This is a genomic window from Herbaspirillum sp. (assembly GCF_017744395.1).
Classification (GTDB): domain Bacteria; phylum Pseudomonadota; class Gammaproteobacteria; order Burkholderiales; family Burkholderiaceae_D; genus Herbaspirillum.
Genome location: NZ_JAGIBI010000007.1, coordinates 144,374 through 170,533 on the forward strand (window position 1 = coordinate 144,374; position 26,160 = coordinate 170,533).

Genomic DNA, 26,160 nt, shown 5'->3' on the forward strand with positions numbered 1-26,160 from the left:
GCTCCCCGGCAAGGCCTTCCTCATCTGCGCAGGAAGGCCGGCTTGCCGGAACGGTTGACCACGATGAACAACGCCATCAATGCCAGGAAACCCGCGAACAACAGGCTGGAGTTAACGATTACGCGCGGGTATCCCAAGGTGCTGACATTGATGAATGGGTAGGGATAGAAGCCCGACAGGGCGCCGCGCCATAGCGTGACGAACAGGTAGCCCAGCGGATAGACCAGCCACAGCAGCGACTTCCTCAATGAAGCCTGGAAGACTGGCACAAAGAAAATCCAATAGACGATCGCCAGCAGCGGCACCACCGTGTGCAGGCTCTCGTTGACCAGCGCGTGAAACCCGGTCGGCGTCCACAGCCGGCGCAGCAGCAGGTTATAGGCGATGCCGACGAAGGCCAGGTAGGTCACGATGGCCGAGACCACCGACGGCTGGCGGAAGAAACGGCTGAGCGGCGTCTTCAGCGACAGCGCCAGCGAGGTGAAGCACAGCGCGCCCAGCAGGATGGTGAGGTTGGTCAGGTACATCGAAAGCCGTTCGAGGCCGTCGAGCACGCCGCCGCCGCGCGAGAGCAGGCGGCCAATGGTGATGTCGGTCTGCGCGACGAAGGCGAACCAGCTGATCGTTGCGATCACCGCGGCCAGGATGCGGGCGGCGTTCGGATGGTCTTGCGCGGGGAAGATGTTGGCGCCGAAAGAATCCAGCGGCTCCTGCGGAGGGAGTGGGCGATTGCTCATGGTGATATCCGGGAGTTGACGTTGGCGTTGCTGGCCGCGACCGGAAGGAAGGGCTGCGCGAAGCCTGCATCATAAAACGGTTCGGCTGCCCATGCAGGAAGGGTGACATTCCCTTGCACATGCTTACAAGGTGTCACAACATCGAGGGTTTCACGATGTGTTGCCGGCGTACGGATGAGCCTTGGCTTCGCCTGAAAAGCAAGGCGCGCATATTAAACCGGCGGCGTAGTTTTCGGCGTGGTGTTGACGGCGGAGCGGGCGCCGTTTCGGCGATTCCGCTTATCTATATAAAAAATTTTATCGGGCCGCAATGCCAGACGGGGCGCGTATTTCTGGAGGAGATGTGTCGCCTGCAGGCGACGCTTTTCTGGTTCCGTTGCCGAAGAGGGGCACAGCGTTTTGCTGTTACAAAATTCTCGTGAACTTTCGAAAAGAGACTTTGCCGAATCGCACAGGTTTGTTGCATGGCAAGCATTTCCGGCATGACCGCGGAGACTGCAAATTCATGAACCTGTTTGTGCCGCGGAGCGCATCCGGCATCCGTTAGCAAGGCCCGACCGAAGGCCTTCCGAATTCGCGCAGCATCTGCATGCGCTGGTTCGGTCAGCGGCCGGTATGCGCACTGTCTTGTTTCTTTCGTGCTTCCCGTTTTGCACGCTCTATCAAATCTCAGGAGATCACATGCTTCGCTCAGAATCCCTCTTCGGCAAACGCGAAACCAGTTCGACCAACTCACCCTTCAGCAACGCCTCCCAGGCACCCGGCAGCAACGTCTCCAGCGTACAGAAACCCGGTCAATATCCTTCCTCGGTCAGCAGCAATGCGGCGCCTGCCACCGGGGAAAGCGGCAGCAAGCTCACCGTCGGCCCCAACATCAAGGTCAAGGGCGAGATCGAGGACTGCGATACGCTGGTGGTAGAAGGCCGCGTCCAGGCCACCATCAATTGCCGCGTGGTGCAGATCGCCGAGCGCGGCGCCTTCAAGGGCTCGGCCGAGATCGACCTGGCCGAGATCCGCGGCGAATTCGACGGCGACCTGACGGTGCGCCAGAAACTGGTGATCTACGCCAGCGGCAAGGTCACCGGCAAGATCCGCTACGGCAAGCTGGTCATCGAGGAAGGCGGCCAACTGGCGGGCGACCTGCAGGTCGGCAGCGCCCAGGAACAGAAGGAATTGCTGCAAAAGACCGCCTGAGGCAGCCCGGGCGTCCAGGGAAGCAGGTGCCGCTTCGGCGGCGCCGTTTTGTTTCCCTTTTGAAATATTTTGCGTGAATAGCCCGGAAAACCGGGCTGTCTGCGCTTGTGTGCCTATAAAACGGGGTGGAAAACGGGGGAAACGGGATGGGATTTTGTCTGCATGGGCTCGCCATGCGACAATAGCGCCTTTCGTCTTCTTTGCCGGCAACGATTCGCCGGCAACGGCTTGCCGGATCCTCCGCGCGGCTGGACGCTGGCGTTTTTCAGTTCATTCTCATGGCTCACCCGGAATACATCCTTACCCTGTCCTGCCTGGACCAGCGCGGTATCGTGCATCGCGTCTCGGGCTTCCTGGCCGACCACGGCTGCAACATCATCGACTCCGCCCAGTTCGGCGACGGCCAGTCCAAGCTGTTCTTCATGCGCGTGCATTTCGCCTCGGAAGACGCGGCAATGAGCGATGCCCAGCTGCGCACCGATTTCGGCGTGCTGGGCGATGCCTTGCAGATGAACTGGCAACTGCACGACGCCGCCAAGAAGCCGCGCGTGATGCTGATGGTGTCCAAGATCGGCCATTGCCTCAACGACCTGCTGTTCCGCTACAAGAGCGGCCTGCTGCCGGTGGAGATCCCGGCCATCGTGTCCAACCACACCGATTTCTACCAGTTGGCCGCCAGCTACAACATTCCCTTCCACCACCTGCCTTTGGCCACCGGCGCGCCGATGGAAGCCAAGCGCGCGCAGGAACAGCGCATCATGGAAATCGTCGACGCCAACAAGGTCGACCTGGTGGTGCTGGCGCGCTACATGCAGATCCTGTCGCCCGAGATGTGCGATGCCCTGCGCGGGCGCGCCATCAACATCCACCACTCCTTCCTGCCCAGCTTCAAGGGAGCCAAGCCGTACTACCAGGCGCATGACCGCGGCGTGAAGCTGATCGGCGCCACCGCCCACTTCGTCACCAGCGACCTGGACGAAGGCCCGATCATCGAGCAGGGCGTCGAGCGCGTGGACCATTCCATGGGCCCGGATACGCTGACCGCTATCGGCCGCGATATCGAATCGGTGGTGCTGGCGCGCGCGGTGAAGTGGTTCACCGAGCACCGCATCCTGTTGAACGGGCACAAGACGGTGATCTTCAACTGATCGCCTGAAGCTGCTTTTCATGTGAAAACGCCGTTCGGCTTGATGGCCGGACGGCGTTTTTGTTTGCAACTATTGTTTGTGCATTTCCCTCCGTCGTCCTGACGAAAGTCAGGACCCAGCGTCGTTCGACGGCTGTCGCGGCATGACGGACGCCACTGGATCCCGGCCTTCGCCGGGATGACGGCGAGACAGGAAAGCGAATCAGGCAGAGGGATACTGCTCCCGCATCACCCGCTTGTTGAGCTTGCCCACGCTGGTGCGCGCCAGTTCCGTGACGAACTGCACCCGGTCCGGCACGCCGTAGCGCGAAATCTGCCCGCTGTCGGAGGCGGCCAGCACATGATTGCGGATATCTTCGGCCGTCACCTTGCCGGCCGCGTCCGGCTTCAACACCACCAGCGCCACCGGGCGTTCGCCCCATTTGCCGTCCTGCACGCCGATCACCGCGGTTTCCGCCACGCCCGGATAGCGCGCGATGATCTCTTCGATCTGCAATGACGACACCCACTCGCCGCCGGTCTTGATCACGTCCTTGATGCGGTCGGTCACCTGCAGGTAGCCGCGCCGATCGATGTTGCCGATGTCCTGCGTGTGCAGCCAGCCGCCGCGCCACAACTCCTCCGAGGCGTCGGGTTGGTGCAGGTAGCCTTGCGTCAGCCAGGGCGCGCGCACCACCACTTCGCCGGTGCTGTGGCCGTCGCGCGGGCAGTCGCGCATGTCTTCGTCCACGGTGCGGATGTCGACCAGCGGCAGCGGCCGGCCGGTCTTGACGCGCAGGGCGGCGTCGGTCTCGCCGCCGAGCTCGGCGGTGGGCACATGGGCCAGCGTCAGGATGGGGCAGGTCTCCGACATGCCGTAGCCGGTGAAGACGTCGATGCCGCGTTCGCGCGCGGTCTGGGCCAGGCTGCTGGTCATGGCCGAGCCGCCGATGATCATCTTCCAGCCGGACAGGTCGGCTTCCTTGGCCGCCTCGCAGCCCAGCACCATCTGCAGGATGGTCGGCACGCAATGTGAGAAGGTGACTTTTTCGCGCACGACCAGGCGGCAGATGTTGTCCGGCACGTAGCGGCCCGGGTACACCTGCTTGAGCCCGGCCATGGTCGCGACATAAGGCAGGCCCCAGGCGTGCACGTGGAACATGGGCGTCAACGGCATATAGACATCGTCGCGGTGCAGGCGGCCCTGTTGCGGCGCCAGCGCCAGGCCGGCGGTCGCGCCCAGCGTGTGCAGCACCAACTGGCGGTGGCTGAAATAGACGCCCTTGGGCAGGCCGGTGGTGCCGGTCGTATAGAAGGTGGTGGCGCGGGCGTTCTCGTCGAAGTCGGGGAAGTCATAGGCGGCTTCGGCCTGCGCCAGCAGCGCCTCGTATTCGCCGGCGAAGCCGGGGCCGTTGGGCGGCACGGTGCCGTCGTCGGTCAGCAGCACGCAGCGGGTGAGCGTGTTGAGTTCGCCGCGAATCTGCTTGAGCACCGGCATGAAGTCGGAATTGACCAGCAGCACGTCGGCCTGGGCATGGTTGAGCGTATAGGCGATCTGTTCTGGCGACAGGCGCACGTTCACCGTCTGCAGCACGCAGCCCATCATGGGGACGGCGAAAAAGCATTCCAGGTAGCGGTGGCTGTCCCAGTCCATGACGGCCACGGTATCGCCCGGCTGCAGGCCGACTTCCTTCAGGGCATTGGCCAGCCGCTGCACGCGGCGGTAGAACTCGGCATAGCTGTGGCGGCGTTCGCCGTAGACGATTTCCTGGTCCGGGGCGGTGGCCAGCGAACTGTGCAGCAATTGCTTGATCAGCAGCGGATAGCCGTAGGCCGATGGGGTGGTGCCGATAGGGTGGGGCATGCCGTTCTCCTCTGGTTTCCCTGGCGCGGGGCCGGGACCTGTTCTTGGAATAAGCGTCAGATGATAACGCCAACGGCAGCCCCGGATTGTCTTGCAGGCGACGAAATTTGCTGGCCGCTCTCCGGACCCGTTCCCGGACGGCGCGGGAACGGGCTTCCAGGCCATTACTGCTGCGTTTCCAGCGACGTCACGGTCAGCGCGCCATCCACGCGCTGCGCGGTGAAGCGCACCTTGTCGCCTTCGCGGGCCTTGGCCAGCAGTTCGGGCGCGGCGCGAAACACCATGGTCATCGGCGGCATCTCCAGGTTGGGGATCTCGGCGTGGCGGATGGTCAGCTTGCCGGCGCCGGCGTCGACCTTGCGGATTTCGCCTTGTACTTGCGGGGCGGCATCCTGCGCCAGTGCGCCGATGGCGGGCAGCGCCAGCGCTGCGGCCAGCAGCAGGCGGGGGAGGGTATGGGTGAAGATGTTCATGCGTTCCTTTCGTCGATGTCCGGATGATCAGCCGGAAATGGCTTCATAGCGGCGGTAGGTGGAAGTGGAGCCGTCGCCGGCCACCAGCAGCACTTCATACGCGGCGCGCGCCTTCGGGTTGCGCGGGTCTTCCATGCCGGGCGAACCGGCCGGCATGCCCGCCACGGCCAGGCCGATGGCGCGCGGCTTGTCCTTGAGCAGGCGCAGGATGTCGGCTGCCGGCACGTGGCCTTCAATGGCGTAGCCGGCCACCTGGGCGCTGTGGCAGGAGGCCAGCCGCTCCGGCATGCCGAAGCGGCGGCGGTAGGCGCCGGTATCGTCGACGTCGTGGCTGGCCACGTCGAAGCCGGCGGCTTGCAGGTGTGCCACCCACTGGCTGCAGCAGCCGCAGTTGGCGTCCTTGTAGACGGCGATGCGCGGCCGGGATTTCTGCGCATGCGCCAGGACGGGCAGGGCCAGGGCCGCCAGCGCGGCCAGGCTGAAGTGTCGTCGTTGCATGTTTTTCCTTTCGGTGGCCATCAATGTTTGCGGGAGGCGGCAACCGTCACGCTGCCCTTCATGCCGGCGTCGTAGTGGCCGGGTTGCAGGCAGCCGAATTGCACGGTGCCGGCACGGTCGAATTGCCACAGCAGTTCGCCGTGCTTGCCGCCGTCGAGTGTGACCTGGTTGGCGTCGGCGTGCTCCATGTCGGGATTCTTGAGCATGGCGGCGTAGTGGGCCTTGAGGTCGTCGGCGCTGCCCAGCACCAGCTCGTGCCGCAGCTTGCCGCTGTTGGTGACGACGAAGCGGATGGTTTCGCCTTGCTTGACCTGCACGCTGGCGGGCGAGAAGCGCATGCCGTCGGTCATGTCGACCTTGACGGTGCGCGCGGCTTGCCCTGGCTGGCCGGGGCGGCCGATGGCGTCGTCCTCGCCCGCATGCTGGTGCTGGGCGTGGGGCATGCCTTCCATGCCGGCGGCCAGCGCGGGCAGCGGCAGTGCCGCAGCAAGGATGGAGGCTGCCAGCAGGCGGGAGGCGGAGGTCTTCAGGAGTTTCATGGTCTTTCCTTTCGGTGGGATGGTCGGTTCAATTCAAATCCATGGTGATGGCGAGGCGGGCTTCTAGTGCCCGCCATGCTTTTGCGGCGCGCTGTGCGGCGCGGGCGCGGCGCCGCCTTGCCATTCGTAGGCCACGCTGCCGGCCGGCGCGCGGTACCAGCCGGGATCGCGGTAGTCGCCGCGCGCCAGGTTCCTGCGCACCTTGACGGTGCTGAACATGCCGCCCATTTCGATGGCGCCGTAGGGGCCGTTGCCGGCCATCATCGGCAGCGTGTTATCGGGCAGCGGCATTTCCATGCCGTCCATCGAGCCGCCCTTGTCGCCCATGGCCATGTAGTCGGGAATCAGCTTGCCGATCTTCGCGGCCAGTTTCGACTGGTCGACGCCGATCATGGTCGGCACGCCGTGGCCCATGGCGTTCATCGTGTGGTGCGCCTTGTGGCAATGCAGGGCCCAGTCGCCTTCCTCGGTGGCGTCGAATTCGATGGCGCGCATCTGGCCCACGGCGATGTCGGCCGACACCTCCGGCCAGCGCGAGGCCGGCGGCGTCCAGCCGCCGTCGGTGCCGGTGACGGTGAACTCGTGGCCGTGCAGGTGGATCGGGTGGTTGGTCATGGTCAGGTTGCCCACGCGGATGCGCACGCGGTCGTTGTGGCGCACCACCAGCGGGTCGATGCCGGGGAAGGCGCGGCTGTTCCAGGTCCACAGGTTGAAGTCGGTCATGGTGCTGACCTTGGGCGTGGCCGCGCCCGGCTCGATGTCGTAGGCGTTGAGCAGGAACACGAAGTCGCGGTCCACGCGCATGAAGTCGGGATCCTTGGGGTGGGTGACCCAGAAGCCCATCATGCCCATGGCCATCTGCACCATCTCGTCGGCGTGCGGGTGGTACATGAAGGTGCCGGCGCGGCGCGCGGTGAATTCGTAGACGAAGGTCTTGCCCGGCGGGATGCCCGGCTGGGTCAGCCCGGCCACGCCGTCCATGCCGTTGGGCAGGCGCTGGCCGTGCCAGTGCACCGAGGTTGCCTCGGGCAGCTTGTTGGTGACGAAGATGCGCACCCGGTCGCCCTCGACCACCTCGATGGTGGGGCCGGGGCTCTGGCCGTTGTAGCCCCACAGGTTGGCCTTCATGCCGGGCGCGATTTCGCGCACCACCGGTTCGGCCACCAGGTGGAATTCCTTGACGCCGTTCTTCATGCGCCACGGCAGGCTCCAGCCGTTCAAGGTCACGACCGGCTGGTAGGGGCGGCCGCCGCCAGGCTCCAGCGGCGGCTGGGTCTGGGCGCTTTGCTGCAGCGGCGCTTCGGGCAGGCTGGCCGCGCCGGCGCGGCTGATGGCCGAGGCGGTCATGGCCAGGGCCGAGCCTTGCAGGAAGGCGCGGCGGCTGATGTTGGTATCGCTCATGGTTGCTTTCCTTGTTGTGGGGCTGCGGTAGCGGCGGGGCCGCCCAGCGCCAGCTGCAGGCCGGCGTCGGCGATCCAGAAATCGCGTTCGGCCTCTATGGCGGCATTGACGGTGGCGGCCTGTTCGCGGGCATCGGCCAGCAGTTCGAACACGCTGATGAGCATGCCGTTGTAGCGCAGCAGGGTTTCTTCGGACATGCGGCTGCGCAGGGGCACGATGTCGTCGCGGTAGCGCCGCGCCAGGGCATACGCGTCCTGCCGTTCGCGCCAGGCCAGCCGGGCTTGCGCACGGGCGTCCAGCGCGGCGGCGGCCAGCTTGTTGGCGCTTTGCATGTAGATCGCCTCGGCCTTGGCTACGCGCGCCTGGCCCCAGTCGAACAGCGGGATCTCAAGGCTGACCTGGTAGCCGATCTCGGGCGCCTTGCCGCTTTCGGAGGTGCGCAGCGCGCCGAGATCGAGCACGTTGACGAAGCGGGTGGCGCGTGTCAGCCCCAGCGAGGCGCGCAGGCCTTCCAGTTCCATGCGTGCGGCTTGCACATCAAGGCGTTGCTCGACGGCCTGGCGTTCGATGTCGTCGGCGGTATCGATCTGCCTGGGCAAGGCGGGCAGGCGCGCCGGCAGCGTGAAGGAGGGTGGCAGGCCCATGAGGCGCGCCAGCGTTTCCTTGTCTTGCAGCGCTTCGCGGCGCACGCGTTGCAGGCGGGTTTGCGTTTCGGCGTAGAACAGTTGCTCGCGTGCCGCATCCAGGCGGCTGTAGTTGCCGCGCTCGGCCATCTTCGCCGCCAGTTCATGCGCGGCTTCGGCAGCCTGGCCGACCTGTTCCTGATACGCCAGTCCCTGTTGCGAGGCGACCGCCTTGTAGTACGCCTGGCGGGTTTGCGCCGCGGTGGCCAGCACGCGCGCGGCCAGTTGCAGGCGCACCTGCTCGAAGCGGCGCGCCTCGATTCGCGAGGCGGCCGGCATCGTGACCAGTTGCAGCAGGCCCAGCGTCAGGCTGCGTTCGATCTTGATGTCGTCGCCGGCATGCGTGCGGGCGAACGAGAAGCCGGGATTGGGCAGTCGGCCGGCCTGCACCAGGTCGGCTTCGGCCACGCCGAGTTCGGCGAAGGATGCCTGCAGGTCGGGGTTGTTGATGAGCGCGATCTGCACCGCATCGTCGGCATTGGCCAGTTGCCCGGCGGGCAACAACTGGGCGACGCGCGTTTCGCTGCGCCGGGTATCTTCCAGCGTGCGGTTCCAGGCGGGTGCGGCGCCGAGCTTTTGCGCGGCGATATCCTGCACCCGGCCGAAGCCGCCGTCCGGCGACAACTGCGCGCAGCCGGCCAGCAGCGCGCAGGCTGCCAGCACGCTCGCGCGCAAGGGAGGTGAAACCAGGGGAATCATGTAATCCTCGTCTGATGATGAACGTCATCCGCCGCGTAGAACAGGTTCTTGGGCGCGGCAGGGCAGGCGCACCGGCAGGTGCGCGTTCAACGGTCAGAGCGAGGCAGGAGGCCGGTCGGGGTTTTCCGGCAGGTAGCCGACGAAGCCGGAAGCCGGCAGCGCGATGAATTCGCGCGAGGGAAGATCGGGGGCGGGCGGCGCAGCCAGCGCCAGCGGCAGTACCGCGCCGGTAGTGCAGGCGGCGCAGTAGCTGCAGGAAGCGCCCTGGTGTTGCGCGTGGTGCGCAATGTCGTGCGCGGGGGCGGCATCTGTCGCCTGCACGGTTTGCATGTCATGGCCGGCGTGCTGGCCATGCTGGTGCATTGCTTGCATTGCCTGCGCCGCCGGCCCGGCGGCAGCGCTTTGTACCACGGAGGCCGGCGCGCAAGCCTGCAGCGCGGCGGCGAAACCCTGGACGGGGATCGCCAGCGCCAGCAGCCACAACAGGAGGATTTTTGCACGCAGGATCATGGCGGGGAGTATAACACCCTGTTTTCAGCCGTTGCGCGCCGGTATGGCGCGCACCAGCCGCAAGCCGTTGAACACCACGATCAGGCTGGCGCCCATGTCGGCGAACACCGCCATCCACAGCGAACTCATGCCTGCCAGCGCGAGCGCCATGAACACCGCCTTGATGCCCAGCGCGACGGCGATGTTCTGCGCCAGCACCCGGTGCGCGGTGCGGCTCAGGCGGATGAAGTCGGGGATCTTGCGCAAGTCGTCGTCCATCAGGGCGACGTCGGCGGTTTCCAGCGCGGTGTCGGTGCCGGCCGCGCCCATGGCGAAACCGATCTGCGCGCGCGCCAGCGCCGGGGCGTCGTTGATGCCGTCGCCCACCATGCCAGTTTCGCCGTAACGCATACCCAGCTCTTCGACGGCCTTGAGCTTGTCATCCGGAAGCTGGTCGCCGCGGGCGTCGGCGATGCCGGTCTGGGCGGCGATGGCTTGTGCGGTATGCGTGTTGTCGCCGGTCAGCATGACCACGTTCACGCCCAGCTGCTGTAGGTCGGCCACCGCTGCGCGGCTGCTCGGGCGCACCGTGTCGGCCACCGCCACCAGCAGTTCGGGGCGGGCACCGCGGCACAGCAGGGTGGTGGTCTTGCCTTGCTTCTCGAAGGTTTGGAGGCGCGCCTCCAGTTCGGGGCTGCACATGCCCAGTTCATGCACCAGGCGATGGTTGCCCAGGTGGTACAGATCGCCGTCGATCCGACCGCGCACGCCGCGTCCGGCCAGCGCTTCGAAGTCGCTCACTTCCAGTGCGGCTGCGCCTTGCTGCGCGGCGATGGCGCGCGAGACCGGGTGGTCGGAACGCGCCGCCAGCGAGACGGCCAACCGCAGCAGCGCGGCTTGGTCGGCGCCGCTGTCGAGCGCCGCCACGTCGGTCACGGCCGGCTTGCCGAAGGTGATGGTGCCGGTCTTGTCCAGCGCCAGCGCGCGCAGCTTGCGTCCCTGTTCCAGATAGACGCCGCCCTTGATCAGGATGCCGTGCCGCGCCGCCGCCGCCAGTCCGCTGACGATGGTGACCGGGGTGGAGATCACCAGTGCGCAGGGGCAGGCGATCACCAGCAGCACCAGCGCCTTGTACAGCCAGGGTTGGAAATCGGCGCCGATCAACAGCGGCGGCAGCACCGCCACCAGGACCGCAATGGCGACCACGGCCGGGATGTAGACTTGCGCGAAGCGGTCGACGAAACGCTGCGTCGGCGCGCGCTGGCCTTGCGCCTGTTGCACGCTCCTGACGATGCGCGACAGCGTGGAGTCGCCCTGGACGGCGGTGACGCGCAACTCGAACGCGCCATGCTCATTGATGGTGCCGGCGAATACCGCATCCCCGACCTGCTTGGCCACCGGGATGCTTTCGCCGGTGATCGGCGCCTGGTTGATACTGGTCGTGCCGGCAGTGATCACGCCGTCCAGCGGCACACGTTCGCCCGGGGCCACGCGCACGGCGGCGTCCAGCGCCACTTCGCGCGCGGGCAGCACGCTCCAGCTGCCGTCGGCGCCGCGCACGGTGGCGAGGTCGGGGGCCATCGCCATCAGGCCGGCGATGGCGTTGCGCGCACGGTCCAGCGACAGCGCCTCGATCATCTCGGCCAGCGTGAACAGCACGATCACCACCGCCGCTTCCGGCCACTGGCCGATCGCGGCCGCGCCGATGACCGCCAGCGACATCAGGAAATTCATGTTCAGCGAGAAGTTGCGCAGCGCGATCCAGCCCTTCTTCAAGGTGCCGATGCCACCCAGCGCGATGCCCAGCAGGGCCAGCGCGATTACCGGCAGCGAATGGTCGTCGCCGCTGGTCCAGGCCACCACCTCGGAACCCAGCGCGGCGAGGCCGGCCAGGCCCAGCATGATCCAGCGCCGGGTCGGGATGCGGTAGGCCGCGGCCTGGTCGATGGCTGCGCCGCCGGCTGCCGCATCGAGCGAATCGGACTTGACCGCCGGCAGCATGTCCAGCGCCGTCAGGGTGTCGACGATGGGCGCGATCGAGGGCAACTGGTGCTGCACCGTCAGTTCGCGCTGGATCAGGTTGAACTCCAGCGCGCCGACGCCGGTCATCTGCGACAGCCGTTCGCGGATCAGCTTTTCCTCGGTGGGGCAGTCCATCTTCTGGATGAAGAACACCGCTTGTTCGCTGGCGCCGTCCAGCTTGCGCGTCGGCGGTACCGGCATGGCTGCATCCAGCGCCTGGTGCGCGTGGCTGCCGCAGCAGGCATCGGCATGCGCGTGCGAATGGGCATGATGGTCGTGATCATGGTCGTGGCGGTGGGAATGTTCGTGCTTGTGTCCGGCCATCGGCTTCTCCTTGTGCAGCGAATGTGGGGTTGAGCTATATTAAAAACCCTGGAGTAACTATAAGGTCAAGCGCACCATGGATACCCTGAAAATTGGCGAACTGGCAACACTGGCCGATTGCCCGGTCGAAACCATCCGCTACTACGAGAAGGAAACCCTGCTGCCCGAACCGACCCGTTCGCAGGCCAACTACCGGCTGTACGGCGAACGCCACGTCGAGCGGCTGCAATTCATCCGCCACTGCCGCTCGCTGGACATGACGCTGGACGAGGTGCGCGAACTGCTGCGCCTGCGCGACGCGCCCGAGCAGAACTGCGGCGAGGTCAACGCGCTGCTGGACAAGCACATCGGCCATGTGGCCTAGCGCATCGAGCAATTGAAGGCCTTGCAGGAACAATTGCACACGCTGCGCGCGCAATGCGACGCCGACCAGCCGGCGCGCGACTGCGGCATCCTGCAGGGGCTGGCGAACCTGCCCGACGAGGTGAAACCGGCCAATCTCGGCAGCCACGGCGGCGGCTGCCATTGAGGTGTCAGTCTTCCGCCTTGCCCAGGATACGATCCATCATCCACGCCGTATGAGCGGCGCTGTCGCCGCAGGACGGATGGCGCACGCCGCCGGCCAGGTGCGCGCGCATGTTGGCCACGTGATGCGACTGGATGTGTTCCGGATTCGCAATTTCCATGCGTTCGACGCCGGCAGTCGTCGTCAATAGCAGCGGCTGCTCCTCGAATACCGAAAACTCGATCTTGCCCGCGCTGCCGGTGATCTCGACCCGGTCGGCGCGGGCGAAGCTGCCGAAATGCCAGTTGCCGCTGCCGGTTACGCCCGAGGCATAGCGCCAACTGCCGACCACGGCGTCGCAGGCGCTGTACAGGCCTTGCTGGTTGGCGCCGATGCCGCAGGCTTGCTCCACCTCGCCGAAGAAGTGCGAAAACAGGTTCAGGCCGTGGCTGGCCAGGTCGTCGAAATAGCCGCCCGGCGCGATGCGGGCGTCGGTGCGCCAGCGATAAATGCCGTTGAGGTCGTCCGCGCCCGGCGTGCGCGCCAGTTGCCAGTGGATGTGGCGCGGCGCGCCGATGCGGCCCTCGGCCAGCCATTGGCGGACCTGCTCGAAACGCGGCAGCGAGCGCCGGTAGTAGGCCACGAACAAGGGCAGGCCGGCGCGTTCGAATGCCGCCTGCATGGCCTGGCATTCGGCATGGCTGGCGGCCATCGGTTTTTCCACGCAACAGGGTTTGCCGGCGGCGGCCACCTTCAGCGCGTAATGCAAATGCGTATCCGGCGGAGTGGCGATGTAGACGGCGTCGATGCCGGCGTCGGCGATCAGCGCGTCGGCATCGTCGAACCAGCGCGGCACGCCATGGCGCCGCGCATAGTCGGCGGCCAGCGCGGCGTCGCGCCGCATCACCGCCGCCAGTTCGAAACCGGGCGTGTTCTGGTAGGCCGGGCCGCTCTTGCGTTCGGTGACGGCGCCGCAGCCGATGATGCCCCAGCGCAGTGTTGTCATACTGACGCTCCCGCTGCGTGCGCGCAGCATCCGTCATCGGCGCCGAGCGCGTCGAGGATGGGGCAGTCGGGGCGGTTGTCGCCGTGGCAGTTGTGCGCCAGTTGTTCCAGCGTCGACTTCATCGCCTGCAGTTCGCGGATGCGCTGGTCGAGTTCGCCGATATGCGCCTCGGCCAGTTGCTTGACCTTGCGGCTGGGGCGCGACTGGTCCAGCCACAGGCCGATCAGGTCGGCGATCTGCTTCATCGAAAAGCCGAGCTGGCGCGACTGGCGGATGAAGCGCAGCAGGTGCACGTCGCGTTCGCTGTAGACGCGGTAGCCGGCATCGGTGCGCCCGGCCTTGGGGATCAGGCCGGTCTCTTCGTAATGGCGGATCATCTTGGCGCTCACGCCCGAGGCGTGGGCGGCTTCTCCGATATTCATGGTGTCACTCCTGATGAGGTTTCCAGCGGCGCAGCAGCAGGGCGTTGCTCACCACGCTGACGCTGGAGAAGGCCATGGCGGCGCCGGCCAGCATCGGGTTGAGCAGCCCGAAAGCCGCCAGCGGGATGCCGACCAGGTTGTAGATGAAGGCCCAGAACAGGTTCTGGCGGATCTTGCCGTAGGTGCGGCGCGAGATGTCGATGGCGTCGGCCGCCAGCCCCGGGTCGCCGTGCATCAGGGTGATGCCGGCGGCCTGCATGGCGACGTCGGTGCCGGTGGACATGGCGATGCCGACATCGGCCGCCGCCAGCGCCGGGGCGTCGTTGATGCCGTCGCCGACCATCGCCACCACGGCTGGCCGGTTGCCGCGGCCTTGGCGCAGCGCCTCGACCGCGCGGGCTTTGTCGGCCGGCAGCACTTCGGCGCGGAAGTCGCCGATGCCCAATTGCGCCGCTGCCTGTTGCGCCGCGCCGCGGTTGTCGCCGGTCAGCATGACGGTGGCGATGCCCAGTTGCTGCAGCTTGCGCACGGCGTCGGCCGCGCCCGGCTTGATCTCGTCGCCGAAGGCCAGCAGCCCGAGGATCTCGGCGCACTCGCCATCCTTGCGCGCCAGCCAGGACAGCGTGCGGCCTTGCTGCTGGAGTGCGTCGGCGCGCTGCTGCAGCGCTTGCGTGGAGGCTTGCAGTTCCTGCATCCAGCGGCTGCTGCCCAGGCAATAAGACACGCCATCGATGCTGCCTTCGATGCCGCGGCCCGCCACGCTGCGCACATCGGTGGCAGGCAGATCCGGCAATCCGGTTTGTGCCATGGCAGCATCGACGACCGCGCGGCCCAGCGGGTGCTCGCTGCCGGCCTGCAGTGCCGCCGACAGCGCCAGCAGTCGGGCGTCGTCCTGCAGCGCCTGCCATTCGGTCAGGCGCGGGCGGCCCACGGTCAGCGTGCCGGTCTTGTCGAACGCGACGACGTCGATGCGGTGCGCGATCTCCAGCGCCTGCGCATCCTTGATCAGGATGCCGTGGCGCGCGGCCACGCCGGTGCCGGCCATGATCGCGGTCGGCGTGGCCAGCCCGAGCGCGCAGGGGCAGGCGATCACCAGCACCGCGACGGCGTTGAGCAAGGCCTGCTCCCAGTCACCGGCATAGAGGCCCCAGCCGATCAATGTAATCAATGCCAGCACCAGCACGGCCGGCACGAAGACGGCGCTGACCTGGTCCACCAGCCGCTGGATCGGCGCCTTGGCAGCCTGCGCCTGTTCCACCATGCGCACGATCTGAGCCAGCACGGTCTCGGCGCCGATGGCGGTAGTCTCGACCAGCAGCAGGCCGTCGGCATTGATGGAACCTGCCGACACCTTGCCGCCAGGTTCCTTCTCTTGCGGGCGGCTTTCGCCGGTCAGCATGGATTCATCCAGGTGGCTGCGGCCTTCGCACACCACGCCGTCGACCGGCACGCGCTCGCCGGCGCGCAGCACCACCAGGTCGCCCACGCGCACTTGCGCCAGCGGCACGTCGAGGTCGCGCCCGTCGCGGCGCACGCGGGCGCTGTCCGGGCGCAAGGCGTTCAGGGCGGCGATGGCGTCGGCGGTCTGGCGCTTGGCGCGGGTTTCCAGCCATTTGCCCAGCAGCACCAGCGTGATCACCACGGCGGCGCTTTCGAAGTAGAGATGCGGCGCGGCCATCGCATGGCCATCCATCGACTGTGTACCCAGCCATTGGTACAGCGACAGGCCGTAGGCCGCGCTGGTACCCAGCGCCACCAGCAGGTCCATGTTGCCCGAGCGCGCACGCAGCGCGCCCCAGCCGGCGCGGTAGAAGCGCCAGCCCAGCCAGAACTGCACCGGCGTGGCCAGCAGCCATTGCCACAGCGGCGGCAATTCGAGCTGCACACCGAAGGGCATCAGCAGCATCGGCAGCACCAGCGGCAGCGACAAGGCGGCCGACAGCGCCACCGGCCACCAGGAGGGCAGGGCGGGACTTGCTTTCTTCTGTGGCGCATCTTCAGGCTGCGCATGCGCGCTGGCCTGGTAGCCGGCTTTTTCGACGGCGGCGATCAGGGTGGGGAGGGGGACGTCATCCAGGGTCGAGATGCTGGCCGTTTCGGTGGCGAGGTTGACGCTGACGGCCGACACGCCCGGCACCTTCTTCAAGGCCTTCTCGACGCGGTTGACGCAGGAGGCGCAGCTCATGCCTTCGATATCGAGGCTGAATTCACGGGTGGTGCTGGTCATGGCAAAAACTCCGGGGAGAGGATGGTCATGGCTGCATCATCATCCTTCCCATGATGGTAAGGTCAAGCGAGATTTTCGCATGGAATGGTGTTTGGAGTGCTTGACCTTGCCATTGTTGGAAGGTTTAAGCTTGTGCTTGTCTACTTCATTTTCTGAAAAGGAACCAGCATGAGCACGACATTCACCGTCAACGACATGACCTGCAACCACTGCGCGGGTGTCATTACCAAGGCCGTCAAAGATGTCGATGCCAACGCCAAGGTCGACATCGCCGTGGCAGAAAAGCGCGTGGTCATCGACAGCACGCTGCCGGCGCAGGAGTTTGCGGAGGCGATTGCAGAGGCGGGTTATACGCCGGTCGCTGCCTGAAGAAGAGGCTTATTTACTCAACAACCGCATGGCACGCTCCAGTCCGTCGATGGTGAGCGCGAACATGCGGTCGTTCATCAACTGGCGGATCAGCGCGATCGATTGCCGGTATTGCCACAGGCCTTCCGGTTCCGGATTGAGCCAGGCGAAGTGCGGGAAGGCGGCCGTGAAACGCTGCAGCCAGACCGCGCCGGCCTCGGCGTTGTTGTATTCCACCGAGCCGCCCGGCTGTATCACTTCGTAAGGACTCATGGTGGCGTCGCCGACGAAGATCAGCTTGGTGTCGGGCGTGTACTTGCGCAGTACGTCCCAGGTCGGGAAGCGTTCGGCATGGCGGCGCCGGTTGTTCTTCCACAGGTAGTCGTAGACGCAGTTGTGGAAGTAGAAGAACTCCATGTTCTTGAACTCGGTGCGGGCCGCCGAGAACAGCTCCTCGGTGCGCGCGATGTGGTCGTCCATCGAGCCGCCAACGTCGAACAGCATCAGCACCTTGATGTTGTTCTTGCGCTCAGGCTGCATGCGGATGTCGAGATAGCCGGCGTTGCTGGCGGTGGCGCGGATGGTGTCGTCCAGCGCCAGTTCTTCTTCCAGCCCGGCGCGGGCGAACTTGCGCAGGCGGCGCAGCGCGACCTTGATGTTGCGCGTGCCCAGTTCGCGCTCGCCGTCGTAGTCCTTGTATTCGCGCGCATCCCACACCTTGACCGCGCTGCGGTTTTTACCCTGATTATTGCCGGCGCCGCCGATGCGGATGCCCTCCGGGTTGTAGCCGCCGTGGCCGAACGGCGAGACGCCGCCGGTGCCGATCCACTTGCTGCCGCCTTCGTGGCGTTCCTTTTGTTCTTCCAGCAATTGCTTCAGGCGTTCCATCAGCTTGTCGTAGCCAAACTTCTCGATGGCGGCCTTCTGTTCCGGCGTCAGTTCGCGCTCCAGCTTCTTCAGCAGCCACTCCAGCGGGATCTCGGGCTTCTTATCGAAGATGGTCTCGATGCCCTTGAAGTAGGCGCCGAAGGCGCGGTCGAACTTGTCGAAGTTGGCCTCGTCCTTGACCAGCGTCAGGCGCGACAGGAAGTAGAACTCGTCCATCGAGGGCGCGATGAGCTGCTTGTCCATCGCTTCCAGCAAGGTGAGGAATTCCTTGATCGAGGCCGGCACGCCGGCATCTTTCACGGTGAAGAAGAAATCGATCAGCATGGCGTTGCGAACTTGTTCATCGCCCCAGCTTGTACTGCAGGTGGCGCCGCACCGAGGGCCATTCGGATTCGATAATGGAAAACACCACGGTGTCGCGCAGCGAGCCGTCCGCCATGCGTTGATGGTTGCGCAGGATGCCGTCCTGCTTGGCGCCTAGGCGGGCGATGGCGGCGCGCGATTGCTGGTTCATCCAGTGGGTGCGGAACTCGACGGCGATGCAGTGCATGTCTTCAAAGGCGTGCGTGAGCATCATCAGCTTGCATTCGGTATTGATGCCGGTGCGCTGGGCGCTGGCGGCGTACCAGGTGGAGCCGATCTCGACGCGGCGGTTGGCGGCGTCGGCATTCATGTAGGTAGTCATGCCGCACAGCGCGCCGGTATCGTTGCGCCGGACCACGAAGGGCAGCATGCTGCCTTGCTGCTGCAGGTGCAGGCGGCGCTCGATCTCGGCGCGCATGTTTTCCGGCTTGGGGATGGAGGTGTACCAAAGCTTCCACAGCTTGCCGTCGGAGACCGCGGCGATCAGCGCGTCGTGGTGCTCCAGGGACAGCGGTTCGACATTGGCGAAATGGCCTTTGAGCGTGATCGGCGAGAGGAATTGCATGGCGTCTCCGGGCGGATGGAAGTCAGCTGGTGATGGTTAACGATTATTGCGCGACATGAATACCAGGCGTTCGAACAGGTGCACGTCCTGCTCGTTCTTGAGCAGCGCGCCGTGCAGCGGCGGCACCGCCGCCTTGCCGTCCTTGCTGTGTAGCGCTTCGGCCGGGATGTCCTCGGCCATCAGCAGCTTGAGCCAGTCGATCAGCTCCGAGGTCGAGGGCTTCTTCTTCAGGCCCGGCACGTCGCGCACTTCATAGAAGCTCTGCAGCGCCTGCGCCAGCAGGTCGCGCTTGAGGCGCGGGAAGTGCACGTCGACGATCTGCCGCATCGTGTCCTTGTCGGGGAACTTGATGTAGTGGAAGAAGCAGCGGCGCAGGAAGGCGTCCGGCAATTCCTTCTCGTTGTTGGAGGTGATCACCACCAGCGGACGGTGCTTGGCCCTGACCATTTCGCGCGTCTCGTAGACGTAGAACTCCATGCGGTCGATTTCGCGCAGCAGGTCGTTGGGAAACTCGATGTCGGCCTTGTCGATCTCGTCGATCAGCAGCACCACCGGTTCGTCCGAGATGAACGCCTGCCACAGCACGCCCTTGACGATGTAGTTGTGGATGTCCTTGACCCGTTCGTCGCCCAGCTGCGAATCGCGCAGGCGCGAGACCGCGTCGTATTCGTACAGGCCCTGCTGGGCCTTGGTGGTGGATTTGATATGCCATTGCAGCAGCGGGCGGTCAAGCGCGGCGGCCACTTCCTCGGCCAGCATGGTCTTGCCGGTGCCGGGCTCGCCCTTGATGAGCAGCGGGCGCTGCAGCGTAAGCGCGGCATTGACGGCCAGTTTCAGGTCGTCGGTGGCGACGTAGGTGTCGGAACCGGTAAAGCGTTGCGGACGTGCGGAATGATCGTTCATGGGCGCGGTCTCAGGTGATGTCTCTATGGTTGATTCGCACCGTCTTGCGCATGGTACTGCGGTGCAAGACATCGGCTTGTCAATTTGAACGAGTATAAGGGAAAACCCGGCGCCGGCCGCGCGGGTTGAAATTTGCGAAATCGCCCTTATATACGCGATTCCGCATACATAACGTTGACAAGACACATGAAATTCCTGTTCTTCAAAATGCTGGTGGTGTGGAGACGCTTGTGGCACGGCATGCAAGCCCGCTACATGGCCCGCCATGATGTCGACAAGCAACTCGACAGCCTGATGCGCCGCGCCGATCCCGCATCGGCCTGGCATGAGCGCGCCAACTGGATGATCGACGTCAGCGAATGGCTGCGGCACCGCTCGGCGGTGTCGCTGCTGGACCGGCAGTCATGGAGCAAGGTGCGCAGCCAGCGGCTGGAGATCATGCTGGACTGGCTGGACCAGCACCGCGACGTGCGCCGCAATGTGCAGCACGCGCTGCAAAAGACGCTGCGCGAGGCCAACGGCCCCGAACTGTTTTCCACCACCGGCCTGCCGCACGAGCCTGGCTTCTTCGGCGAACTGTCCGAGCGCCTGGCGCGCATGGTGCTGCCGCGCCACTTTTCCCCGACCGACCTGTCGGCGCTCTTCACCGCGCTGTTCCCCGACCCGGATGATGCCAACTGGTTGCTCGAGCTCGACAATGCGCTGCTGGCGCGGCTGTGGAAGCTGTTCGCCGACGACGGCATTTCCCACATGTACTGGCAGCAGATCGAGGAGGCCATCACCTACCTCACCGCTACGGTCATCGCCGACGGCATCAGCCCGGCCTTCCGCCAGCGCCTGGAACCCAAGATGCCGATGCGCGCCACGCCGTTCTTGGCGCTGCGGCGCGAGATCGAGGCATGGCTGCGCGCCAGCCCGCACGACCAGGGCGCGCTGCGCAGCGTGCGCATGCTGGTGGCGGTATGCCATGCGCAGACCGACCGCATCTATGCCCACCTGGACGAGTACGGCGTCTCGGTCAGCCTGGTGTACCGCGTCGAGCGCATGCGCGCGCACCTGCAGCGCATCGGCCGCCTGATCGATGTGCGCGCGGCCGTGCCCGGCGAGCCGGGGGCGGGGCGGGTGCAGTTGCTGCTGTCCGACCTGATTTCGGCGCACCACAACCATAGTTCGGTGCGCGGCCTGATGCGCCGCAGCTTCGCGCTGCTGGCGCGCAAGATGGTCGAGCGCAACGCCGACCATGGCGAACAGGCGATCGCGCGCGATGCCGCCGGCTATCGCAAGGTGGTGCGCGGCGGCTTGCTGGGCGGCGCCGTATTGGCGGGCACCGCGTTGCTGCAGGTCGGCGTGGCCCGGTTGGGCACGGCGCATTTCTTCGAAGGCGCGCTGGCCTCGCTCAACTACGCGGTGAGCTTCCTGCTGATCGCCGCGGTGGGCGGCGTGCTGGCGACGCGCCAGCCGGCCGTGGCGGCGCCGACGCTGGCCTCGCATATGGGCGAGCTGGATGCCGAGGGCATGCGCGGCCTGGTCGCGGAAGCGGGCTTGCTGCTGCGTTCGCAATCGGCCGCCATTTTCGGCAACCTGCTGGCGGTGGCGCCGGTGGCGGCCCTGGTTTGCACGGCCGGCTGGTTCCTGTTCGGCGTGGTGCCGATGCAGGCCGCGCAGGCGCATGCGGACCTGGCTTCCCTGTCGTTGGTCGGCCCCACGCCGCTCTATGCCGCGCTGACCGGCGTGCTGCTATGGCTGTCGAGCCTGGCCGCGGGGTTCGCCGACAACTGGTTCGCCTTGCGCCGCGTGCGCGAAACGTTGGCCAACCAGCGCCGCCTGGTGCATGCGCTCGGCCCCTTGCGCGCCGAGCGCTGCGCGGCCTGGCTGGAACGCAATGTCGCGACCATTTCCGGCAGCGTGGTGCTGGGCTTGCTGTTGGGGATGACGCCGGTGCTGGCGGAGTTCTTCGGCCTGCCGCTGGATGTGCGCCATGTGACGCTGGCTGCCGGCACGTTGACGGCGGCCGCATTCAGCCTGGGCTGGCAAGCGCTGGCCACGCCGGAATTCTGGCTGGCGGCCGCGGGCGTTGCCGTGACCGCGTTCCTGAGCGTGGCCGTGGCGTTCGCCTGCGCCTTGACGCTGGCCTTGCGCGCGCGCGACGTGCCGCGCCGCATGCGGCGTTTCGTCCAGAGGGCCTTGTTGCGCCGTTTCATCGCTGCGCCGGCGTTTTTCATCTTTCCCGGACGCGCCCGCGCGGCTGCCGATGCGGCAACGCATGAAGAGGACGACAGCGGTGACGATGACGGTGGCGGTGGCAATAGTGGCGACAGCGCGCCTCCCGCCGATATCGATGACGGCAGGAAAACGCAGGCCGGGCAACCGGGTGAGGATGAACGCAGCGTCCTCCCTGAGCGGATGCGACGGTATGGCTGATTATTGATTTATTGCCAAGACAATACCCGGCATATTGCGGTGCATATATTGGCGCAACCCCGGAAAGCCCGCTCCGGGCGGGCTATTGCCGCCGATTCCGGGTGCTCCCGGGAAGGGATGACGATGCTGAGCCTATTGGGTTAGAATCGAACGGTTTTTTGCGTAAGCAGGGGGAGTGGAGAGACACGCTTAAGCCGAAAGAACGGTTGAGCCACAGCAAAACAGCCAAACCTGCAGAACCAGTGCAAATGAACCAGTAAGACAAACTGTTCTGGTGCAAAAGATTCGTTTCGTTTAAGTCAGTCCAATTTACTTTTACCCTGCGAACATGAAAAAACACCTCGTGCTTCTTGCCTTGAGCGGCGTTGTCGGCAGTGCGTCCGCGGCGGACATCGTCGGTAATGCCAAGGCTGCTGAAAATAAAGTTTCCATGTGCATCGGATGCCACGGCATCCCCGGCTACAAGAGTACCTTCCCCGAGGTCTACCAGGTGCCCATGCTGGGCGGCCAGTCCCCGCAATACATCGAAAACGCGCTGCGCGCCTACCAGAAGGGCGAACGCAAGCATCCGTCGATGCATGGCATCGCGGCCAGCCTGTCGGACCAGGATATCGCCGACCTGGCAGCCTATTATTCGCAGCAGAAGTGAAGGGGACGCACGAGATGAAAATGACTACCACCCGTATGGCCGCAGCATTGGCCGTATTGTCCGCCACCGCCTTGTCCGCCCAGGCCGCCGACCTTGCCGCCGGACGCGCGCTGGTCGAGAAGTACAACTGCGCTTCCTGCCACGGCAAGGATTTCAATTCCCCGATCGACCCGGCCTATCCCAAGCTGGCCGGCCAGCATGCGGATTACCTCAAGCATGCGCTGGTGGCGTACCGCCGCGGCGACAGCGCGATGAACGGCCGCACCAACGCCATCATGTCGGCGCAGGCCAAACCGCTGACCGACCAGGACATCAACAATATCGCCGCCTACCTGCATAGCCTGCCGGGTACGCTGGTGCTGCGCAAGTAAGCGGTTCGCCTGCCGGCGCAATGAAAAAGCCACGCTGATGCGTGGCTTTTTTTTCAGGTGCAGGCAGGCCGGTTTCAGCCCTGCGCGCGGCGCCTGATGCTGTCGATATAGGCAGCGCCATCCGGCGGCAGGCCGTTGCGCTGGGAATTCCAGATCATCTCGCCCAGGCATTCCATGATCTCGTGGTGCGCCTCATGCTCGGAACCGCGGCGCTGCGCCAGCATCTGGAACGCGGCGCGGATGCCGGGCGGCTGGTCGATCGAGATCTGCTCGGTGATCGACAGGTGCATCGACAGGTGCAGGAACGGGTTGGTCTGGCCGCTCTCCACCGAATAGTCGGCGGCGATGGCCCGTTCGGCGTCGCCCAGCGCGTCTTCATATTCAGGATGCTGGATGATCCAGTCGCGCGCGATCGCTTCGAGCGGGGTCAGCACTTCGCGGCTCCGGTGCTTGCGGTAGGCATCGCAGAAGAAGCGGCGGACATCGTGCTGGGAAGGGGTGAACATATGGTGCGGGGTAACGAAAGCCGAAACCTCTATTTTACGTCGCATTGCCGCCGCTTTCAGGCGGGCATGCGGTTCGGGAACCCTGCCGCTCATCGTTTCCTGTTCCCCGGTAAGATTGTCTTGGAGTAATATTGTTGCCGGGAGAAAAAATACGAAGAGGGGGGAATCGCATGCGTCCTGCAGGCAGCGTTTTACCGCGCCTCCGTTTGCCGCGCCGTTTTCGGTTCCGTTGCGTTGCCATCGCCTTGCTGGCCGCGGCCGGCGTTTTCGTCGCGTCCGCCGGGCAGGCCAAGCCGCTTGCGCAAAGGAAGGCTGCCGAGAGCGCGCCGGCCGAGGCAATGGCGCAAGCCGATCCCGCCGGCGAGGGCGAGATACTGCCGGTCGGCTTTGCCGGTCCCCTGTCGGGGCCGTCCGGGGGCGTGGGCAAGAGCATGCGCGATGCGGTGCAACTGGCACTGGATGAAGCCAACCGTCGCGGCGTGCTCATCGCCGGCAAGTCTTACCGTTTCAGGCTGGTGGCGCAGGACGACCGCGCCGATGCCGCCACCGCCGAGTATGTCGCGCGTTACCTGGTGAGACAGCATGTGGTCGGCGTGATCGGCCACTGGAACAGCGGCGCCAGCCTGGCGGCGGCGTCTGTGTACCATGCCGCGGGTGTGGCCCAGATATCGCCTGCGACGATGAGCCGCAAGTTTACTGCGCAGGGATACCCGGGCGTATTCCGCACGATTCCCAATAACGATGCATTGGGCCGGTTCTCGGCCGAATATGCGGCGCGCAAGCTGGGCGTGAAGACGCTGGCCACCATCGACGACCGCACGCCGTTCGGCCAGGGACTGGCGCAGCAGGTGGCGCAGATCGCGCGCGACCTGGGGATCGAAGTGACCGGCAGTTATTCGGTGAGCGGCAAGACCTCGGATTTCAACGCGCCGCTGATCGAAATCCGCAAGCGCAACCCCGACCTGATCTTCTTCGGCGGCCTCGACTGGCAGGCCGGGCTGCTGGCCAAGGCCATCAAGCGCCTGAAGATCGGCAGCCGGCTGATGGCCTCGGCCGGCACGATCGGCCTGCCTTTCCTGATGCAAGCGGGCGCCGACGGCAATGGCGCGCTGGTGCTGGAGCCGGGGCTGCCGCTGGACAGGATGCCGGGCTGGAAAACCTTCCGCCAGCGCTATGGGCAGAATTTCGATACCGATGTCGACCTGTACGCCACCTTCGCCTACGACGCCGCGCAGGCCCTGGTCAATGCCGTGCGCCAGGCCAATACCACGGAGCCGTCGGCCATCGTGCAGGAACTGCACAAGCTGCGCTTCAATGGCGTGAGCGGCCCGATCTCCTTCAACGGGGAGGGCGACCTGCTCAACCCTCTCTTCACCATGTACGAGGTCAAGGAGATGCGCTGGGTGCCGGTGATGCAGATCAACGGCGGCACGGTGCGCTGACGGACGCCGATACGCCTCGCTTACACGCCTTTTTCCGGCAGCGGCGTCTTCTGCTTGAATTCGCACAGGTCGGCGATCACGCAGTTCCAGCACTGCGGCTTGCGCGCGATGCAGGTGTAGCGGCCGTGCAGGATCAGCCAGTGGTGGGCGTCCTGCCGGAATTCCGGCGCCACGAACTTCATCAGCTTGCGCTCCACCTCGTCCACATCCTTGCCCGGCGCCAGCCCGGTGCGGTTGGCGACGCGGAAGATGTGTGTATCGACGGCGATGGTCGGATGCCCGAAGGCGGTGTTCAGGACCACATTGGCGGTCTTGCGGCCGACGCCCGGCAAGGCTTCCAGCTCCTCGCGCGTTTGCGGAACCTGGCCGCCGTGCTGCTCTATCAGGATGTGGCAGGTTTCGATCACGTTCTTGGCCTTGGTGCGGAACAGGCCGATGGTCTGGATGTAGGGGATCAGCTTGTCCACGCCCAGCTTGTAGATTTTCTCGGGCGTGTTGGCCACCGGGTAGAGCTTGCGCGTGGCCTTGTTGACCGAGACGTCGGTGGCCTGCGCCGACAGCAGCACCGCGATCAGCAGTTCGAACGGCGTGGTGTAGTCCAGTTCGGTGGTCGGCGTCGGATTGGCCAGGCGCAGGCGCTCGAAGATTTCACGGCGTTTGGTCGGGTTCATGGCGGTCGCTTTTCTTGTATCGTTGGTCGGCGGCGGTAGGGTGGGGTCAGGGCTTGGGCGTCTGTTCCTGTTCGGCTTGCAGTTTCTTCAGGCGGGCGCGCTCCAGCGCCGCCTGGATGATGGCTTTCTTGCGCGCCTGTTCGGCTTGCTGCTCGGGCGTGCCGGTTTCGGCGGCTGCCACTTCCTTGAGCTTGGTGGCTGCCTTGGCCGCGAGGCGGGCGTCGTTCTCCGCCTTGTCGCGCTGCAGGCGGATGCTGCGCCAGTCGTGGCGCGCCCGCGCCGCGTTGGCCTGTTGCTGGCTCCAGGCTTGCCAGCCGGTGCGTCCCGGCGTGGCGTCTTCCATGGCGATGCAATCGACCGGGCAGGGCGCCACGCACAGTTCGCAGCCGGTGCAGAGGTCGTCGACCACGGTATGCATCTGCTTGGCGGCGCCGACGATGGCGTCCACCGGGCAGGCCTGGATGCACAGCGTGCAGCCGATGCAGGCCTGTTCGTCGATCACCGCCAGCAGGCGCGGCTGTGCCCGGCCATTGGCGGGGTTCAGCGGCAACAGCGGTTGCTCCAGCAATTGCGCCAGGCGGGCGATACCCTCGGCGCCGCCGGGCGGGCACTGGTTATAGGCGGCGCGGCCATCGGCGATCGCCTCGGCGTAGGGACGGCAGGCCGGGTAGCCGCATTTGGTGCACTGGGTTTGCGGCAGCAGGTCTTCGATCCGGTCGGCGAGGCTGGGCGGGGCGGACGGTGTGGTGGCGGATGGCGGCACGGTGGGACAGTTCGACAAACAGCGTAAAGGCGACATTATCCGGGGAAATCGGCATGAAGTC

The 26,160-nt window shown here is 65.7% G+C and carries 25 protein-coding genes and 1 pseudogene; 8 read left to right on the plus strand and 18 right to left on the minus strand.

Translation table 11 applies throughout. The features are described 5' to 3' along the window. Positions 1-20: 20 nt before the first annotated feature. Positions 21-737 carry a Pr6Pr family membrane protein gene (locus J7548_RS17660; protein WP_290977065.1) on the minus strand — a complete coding sequence of 239 codons (717 nt, stop codon included), beginning with the start codon at positions 735-737 and terminating at the stop codon, positions 21-23. A gap of 681 nt (positions 738-1,418) precedes the next feature. Between J7548_RS17660 and J7548_RS17665 the strand changes: the two genes are divergently transcribed. Beyond that, entirely contained in the window at positions 1,419-1,931 is a 513-nt protein-coding gene (locus tag J7548_RS17665) for a polymer-forming cytoskeletal protein (RefSeq protein ID WP_290977068.1), read from the plus strand. A gap of 278 nt (positions 1,932-2,209) precedes the next feature. Further along, complete coding sequence (purU, locus tag J7548_RS17670; protein WP_290977070.1) at positions 2,210-3,079, plus strand: formyltetrahydrofolate deformylase; 870 nt, start codon at positions 2,210-2,212, stop codon at positions 3,077-3,079. 201 nt (positions 3,080-3,280) lie between these two features. On the opposite strand, the gene J7548_RS17675 is transcribed toward purU, so the two are convergent. The 8 genes from J7548_RS17675 to J7548_RS17710 all read right to left on the minus strand — a co-directional run bounded on the left by J7548_RS17675 (position 3,281) and on the right by J7548_RS17710 (position 12,049). Further along, positions 3,281-4,921, minus strand: coding sequence for a fatty acid--CoA ligase (locus J7548_RS17675; protein ID WP_290977073.1), 1,641 nt, complete (start codon positions 4,919-4,921; stop codon positions 3,281-3,283). Positions 4,922-5,085: 164 nt separating this feature from the next. After that, positions 5,086-5,394, minus strand: a complete 309-nt coding sequence (locus J7548_RS17680) for a copper-binding protein (RefSeq protein WP_290977076.1) — start codon at positions 5,392-5,394, stop codon at positions 5,086-5,088. A 27-nt stretch (positions 5,395-5,421) separates the two neighbouring features. Further along, positions 5,422-5,892 (minus strand): DUF411 domain-containing protein, encoded by a 471-nt coding sequence (locus J7548_RS17685; RefSeq protein WP_290977079.1) that lies wholly within the window; start codon positions 5,890-5,892, stop codon positions 5,422-5,424. Between the two features lie 20 nt (positions 5,893-5,912). Beyond that, a complete protein-coding gene (locus J7548_RS17690; protein WP_290977083.1) occupies positions 5,913-6,431 on the minus strand; it encodes a cupredoxin family protein in 519 nt (172 codons plus the stop codon). Positions 6,432-6,494: 63 nt separating this feature from the next. Beyond that, complete coding sequence (locus J7548_RS17695) at positions 6,495-7,832, minus strand: copper oxidase (protein WP_290977086.1); 1,338 nt, start codon at positions 7,830-7,832, stop codon at positions 6,495-6,497. Further along, a complete protein-coding gene (locus J7548_RS17700; protein ID WP_290977088.1) occupies positions 7,829-9,214 on the minus strand; it encodes a TolC family protein in 1,386 nt (461 codons plus the stop codon). Before J7548_RS17700 ends, J7548_RS17695 begins: the two co-directional genes overlap by 4 nt. Before the next feature lie 93 nt (positions 9,215-9,307). Then, complete coding sequence (locus J7548_RS17705) at positions 9,308-9,724, minus strand: DUF2946 family protein (RefSeq protein ID WP_290977091.1); 417 nt, start codon at positions 9,722-9,724, stop codon at positions 9,308-9,310. A 24-nt stretch (positions 9,725-9,748) separates the two neighbouring features. Continuing rightward, positions 9,749-12,049, minus strand: a complete 2,301-nt coding sequence (locus J7548_RS17710) for a heavy metal translocating P-type ATPase (protein WP_290977094.1) — start codon at positions 12,047-12,049, stop codon at positions 9,749-9,751. 76 nt (positions 12,050-12,125) lie between these two features. Between J7548_RS17710 and cadR the strand changes: the two are divergent. After that, a pseudogene (gene cadR / locus J7548_RS17715) lies at positions 12,126-12,578 on the plus strand (Cd(II)/Pb(II)-responsive transcriptional regulator). Positions 12,579-12,582: 4 nt separating this feature from the next. Here the strand turns inward: cadR and J7548_RS17720 are convergent. Genes J7548_RS17720 through J7548_RS17730 form a run of 3 tightly spaced genes read right to left on the minus strand, consistent with a single transcriptional unit; the run spans position 12,583 to position 16,209 of the window. Continuing rightward, positions 12,583-13,560 (minus strand): Gfo/Idh/MocA family oxidoreductase, encoded by a 978-nt coding sequence (locus tag J7548_RS17720; RefSeq protein WP_290977096.1) that lies wholly within the window; start codon positions 13,558-13,560, stop codon positions 12,583-12,585. Beyond that, on the minus strand, positions 13,557-13,982 hold the full coding sequence (cueR, locus tag J7548_RS17725; RefSeq protein WP_290977099.1) for a Cu(I)-responsive transcriptional regulator: 426 nt from the start codon (positions 13,980-13,982) through the stop codon (positions 13,557-13,559). Before cueR ends, J7548_RS17720 begins: the two co-directional genes overlap by 4 nt. A gap of 4 nt (positions 13,983-13,986) precedes the next feature. Continuing rightward, positions 13,987-16,209, minus strand: a complete 2,223-nt coding sequence (locus tag J7548_RS17730; RefSeq protein ID WP_290977101.1) for a heavy metal translocating P-type ATPase — start codon at positions 16,207-16,209, stop codon at positions 13,987-13,989. 168 nt (positions 16,210-16,377) lie between these two features. Between J7548_RS17730 and J7548_RS17735 the strand changes: the two genes are divergently transcribed. Further along, positions 16,378-16,578 (plus strand): heavy-metal-associated domain-containing protein, encoded by a 201-nt coding sequence (locus J7548_RS17735; RefSeq protein WP_290977104.1) that lies wholly within the window; start codon positions 16,378-16,380, stop codon positions 16,576-16,578. A 9-nt stretch (positions 16,579-16,587) separates the two neighbouring features. On the opposite strand, the gene J7548_RS17740 is transcribed toward J7548_RS17735, so the two are convergent. Genes J7548_RS17740 through J7548_RS17750 form a run of 3 tightly spaced genes read right to left on the minus strand, consistent with a single transcriptional unit; the run spans position 16,588 to position 19,276 of the window. Continuing rightward, complete coding sequence (locus J7548_RS17740; RefSeq protein WP_290977106.1) at positions 16,588-17,769, minus strand: VWA domain-containing protein; 1,182 nt, start codon at positions 17,767-17,769, stop codon at positions 16,588-16,590. Positions 17,770-17,785: 16 nt separating this feature from the next. Then, positions 17,786-18,373 carry a GNAT family protein gene (locus tag J7548_RS17745; protein WP_290977109.1) on the minus strand — a complete coding sequence of 196 codons (588 nt, stop codon included), beginning with the start codon at positions 18,371-18,373 and terminating at the stop codon, positions 17,786-17,788. Between the two features lie 36 nt (positions 18,374-18,409). Next, a complete protein-coding gene (locus J7548_RS17750) occupies positions 18,410-19,276 on the minus strand; it encodes a MoxR family ATPase (RefSeq protein WP_290977112.1) in 867 nt (288 codons plus the stop codon). Positions 19,277-19,462: 186 nt separating this feature from the next. Here J7548_RS17750 and J7548_RS17755 point away from each other — a divergent pair, with 186 nt between their 5' ends. The 3 genes from J7548_RS17755 to J7548_RS17765 all read left to right on the plus strand — a co-directional run bounded on the left by J7548_RS17755 (position 19,463) and on the right by J7548_RS17765 (position 22,717). Beyond that, complete coding sequence (locus tag J7548_RS17755) at positions 19,463-21,697, plus strand: site-specific recombinase (RefSeq protein ID WP_290977115.1); 2,235 nt, start codon at positions 19,463-19,465, stop codon at positions 21,695-21,697. Positions 21,698-22,025: 328 nt separating this feature from the next. Further along, positions 22,026-22,346 carry a cytochrome c gene (locus J7548_RS17760; protein WP_290977117.1) on the plus strand — a complete coding sequence of 107 codons (321 nt, stop codon included), beginning with the start codon at positions 22,026-22,028 and terminating at the stop codon, positions 22,344-22,346. 20 nt (positions 22,347-22,366) lie between these two features. Further along, positions 22,367-22,717 carry a cytochrome c gene (locus J7548_RS17765; protein WP_290977120.1) on the plus strand — a complete coding sequence of 117 codons (351 nt, stop codon included), beginning with the start codon at positions 22,367-22,369 and terminating at the stop codon, positions 22,715-22,717. A gap of 74 nt (positions 22,718-22,791) precedes the next feature. On the opposite strand, the gene J7548_RS17770 is transcribed toward J7548_RS17765, so the two are convergent. Beyond that, the gene (locus J7548_RS17770; RefSeq protein ID WP_290977123.1) at positions 22,792-23,223 is read right to left on the minus strand and encodes a DUF1841 family protein; all 432 of its coding nucleotides are present in this window, start codon (positions 23,221-23,223) and stop codon (positions 22,792-22,794) included. A gap of 338 nt (positions 23,224-23,561) precedes the next feature. Here J7548_RS17770 and J7548_RS17775 point away from each other — a divergent pair, with 338 nt between their 5' ends. After that, complete coding sequence (locus J7548_RS17775; RefSeq protein WP_290977126.1) at positions 23,562-24,665, plus strand: branched-chain amino acid ABC transporter substrate-binding protein; 1,104 nt, start codon at positions 23,562-23,564, stop codon at positions 24,663-24,665. Positions 24,666-24,685: 20 nt separating this feature from the next. Here the strand turns inward: J7548_RS17775 and nth are convergent, their stop codons facing one another. Both nth and rsxB read right to left on the minus strand, forming a co-directional pair. After that, a complete protein-coding gene (gene nth / locus J7548_RS17780; protein WP_290977128.1) occupies positions 24,686-25,336 on the minus strand; it encodes an endonuclease III in 651 nt (216 codons plus the stop codon). Between the two features lie 46 nt (positions 25,337-25,382). Beyond that, positions 25,383-26,099 (minus strand): electron transport complex subunit RsxB, encoded by a 717-nt coding sequence (rsxB, locus tag J7548_RS17785; protein WP_290977374.1) that lies wholly within the window; start codon positions 26,097-26,099, stop codon positions 25,383-25,385. Positions 26,100-26,160 lie beyond the last annotated feature (61 nt).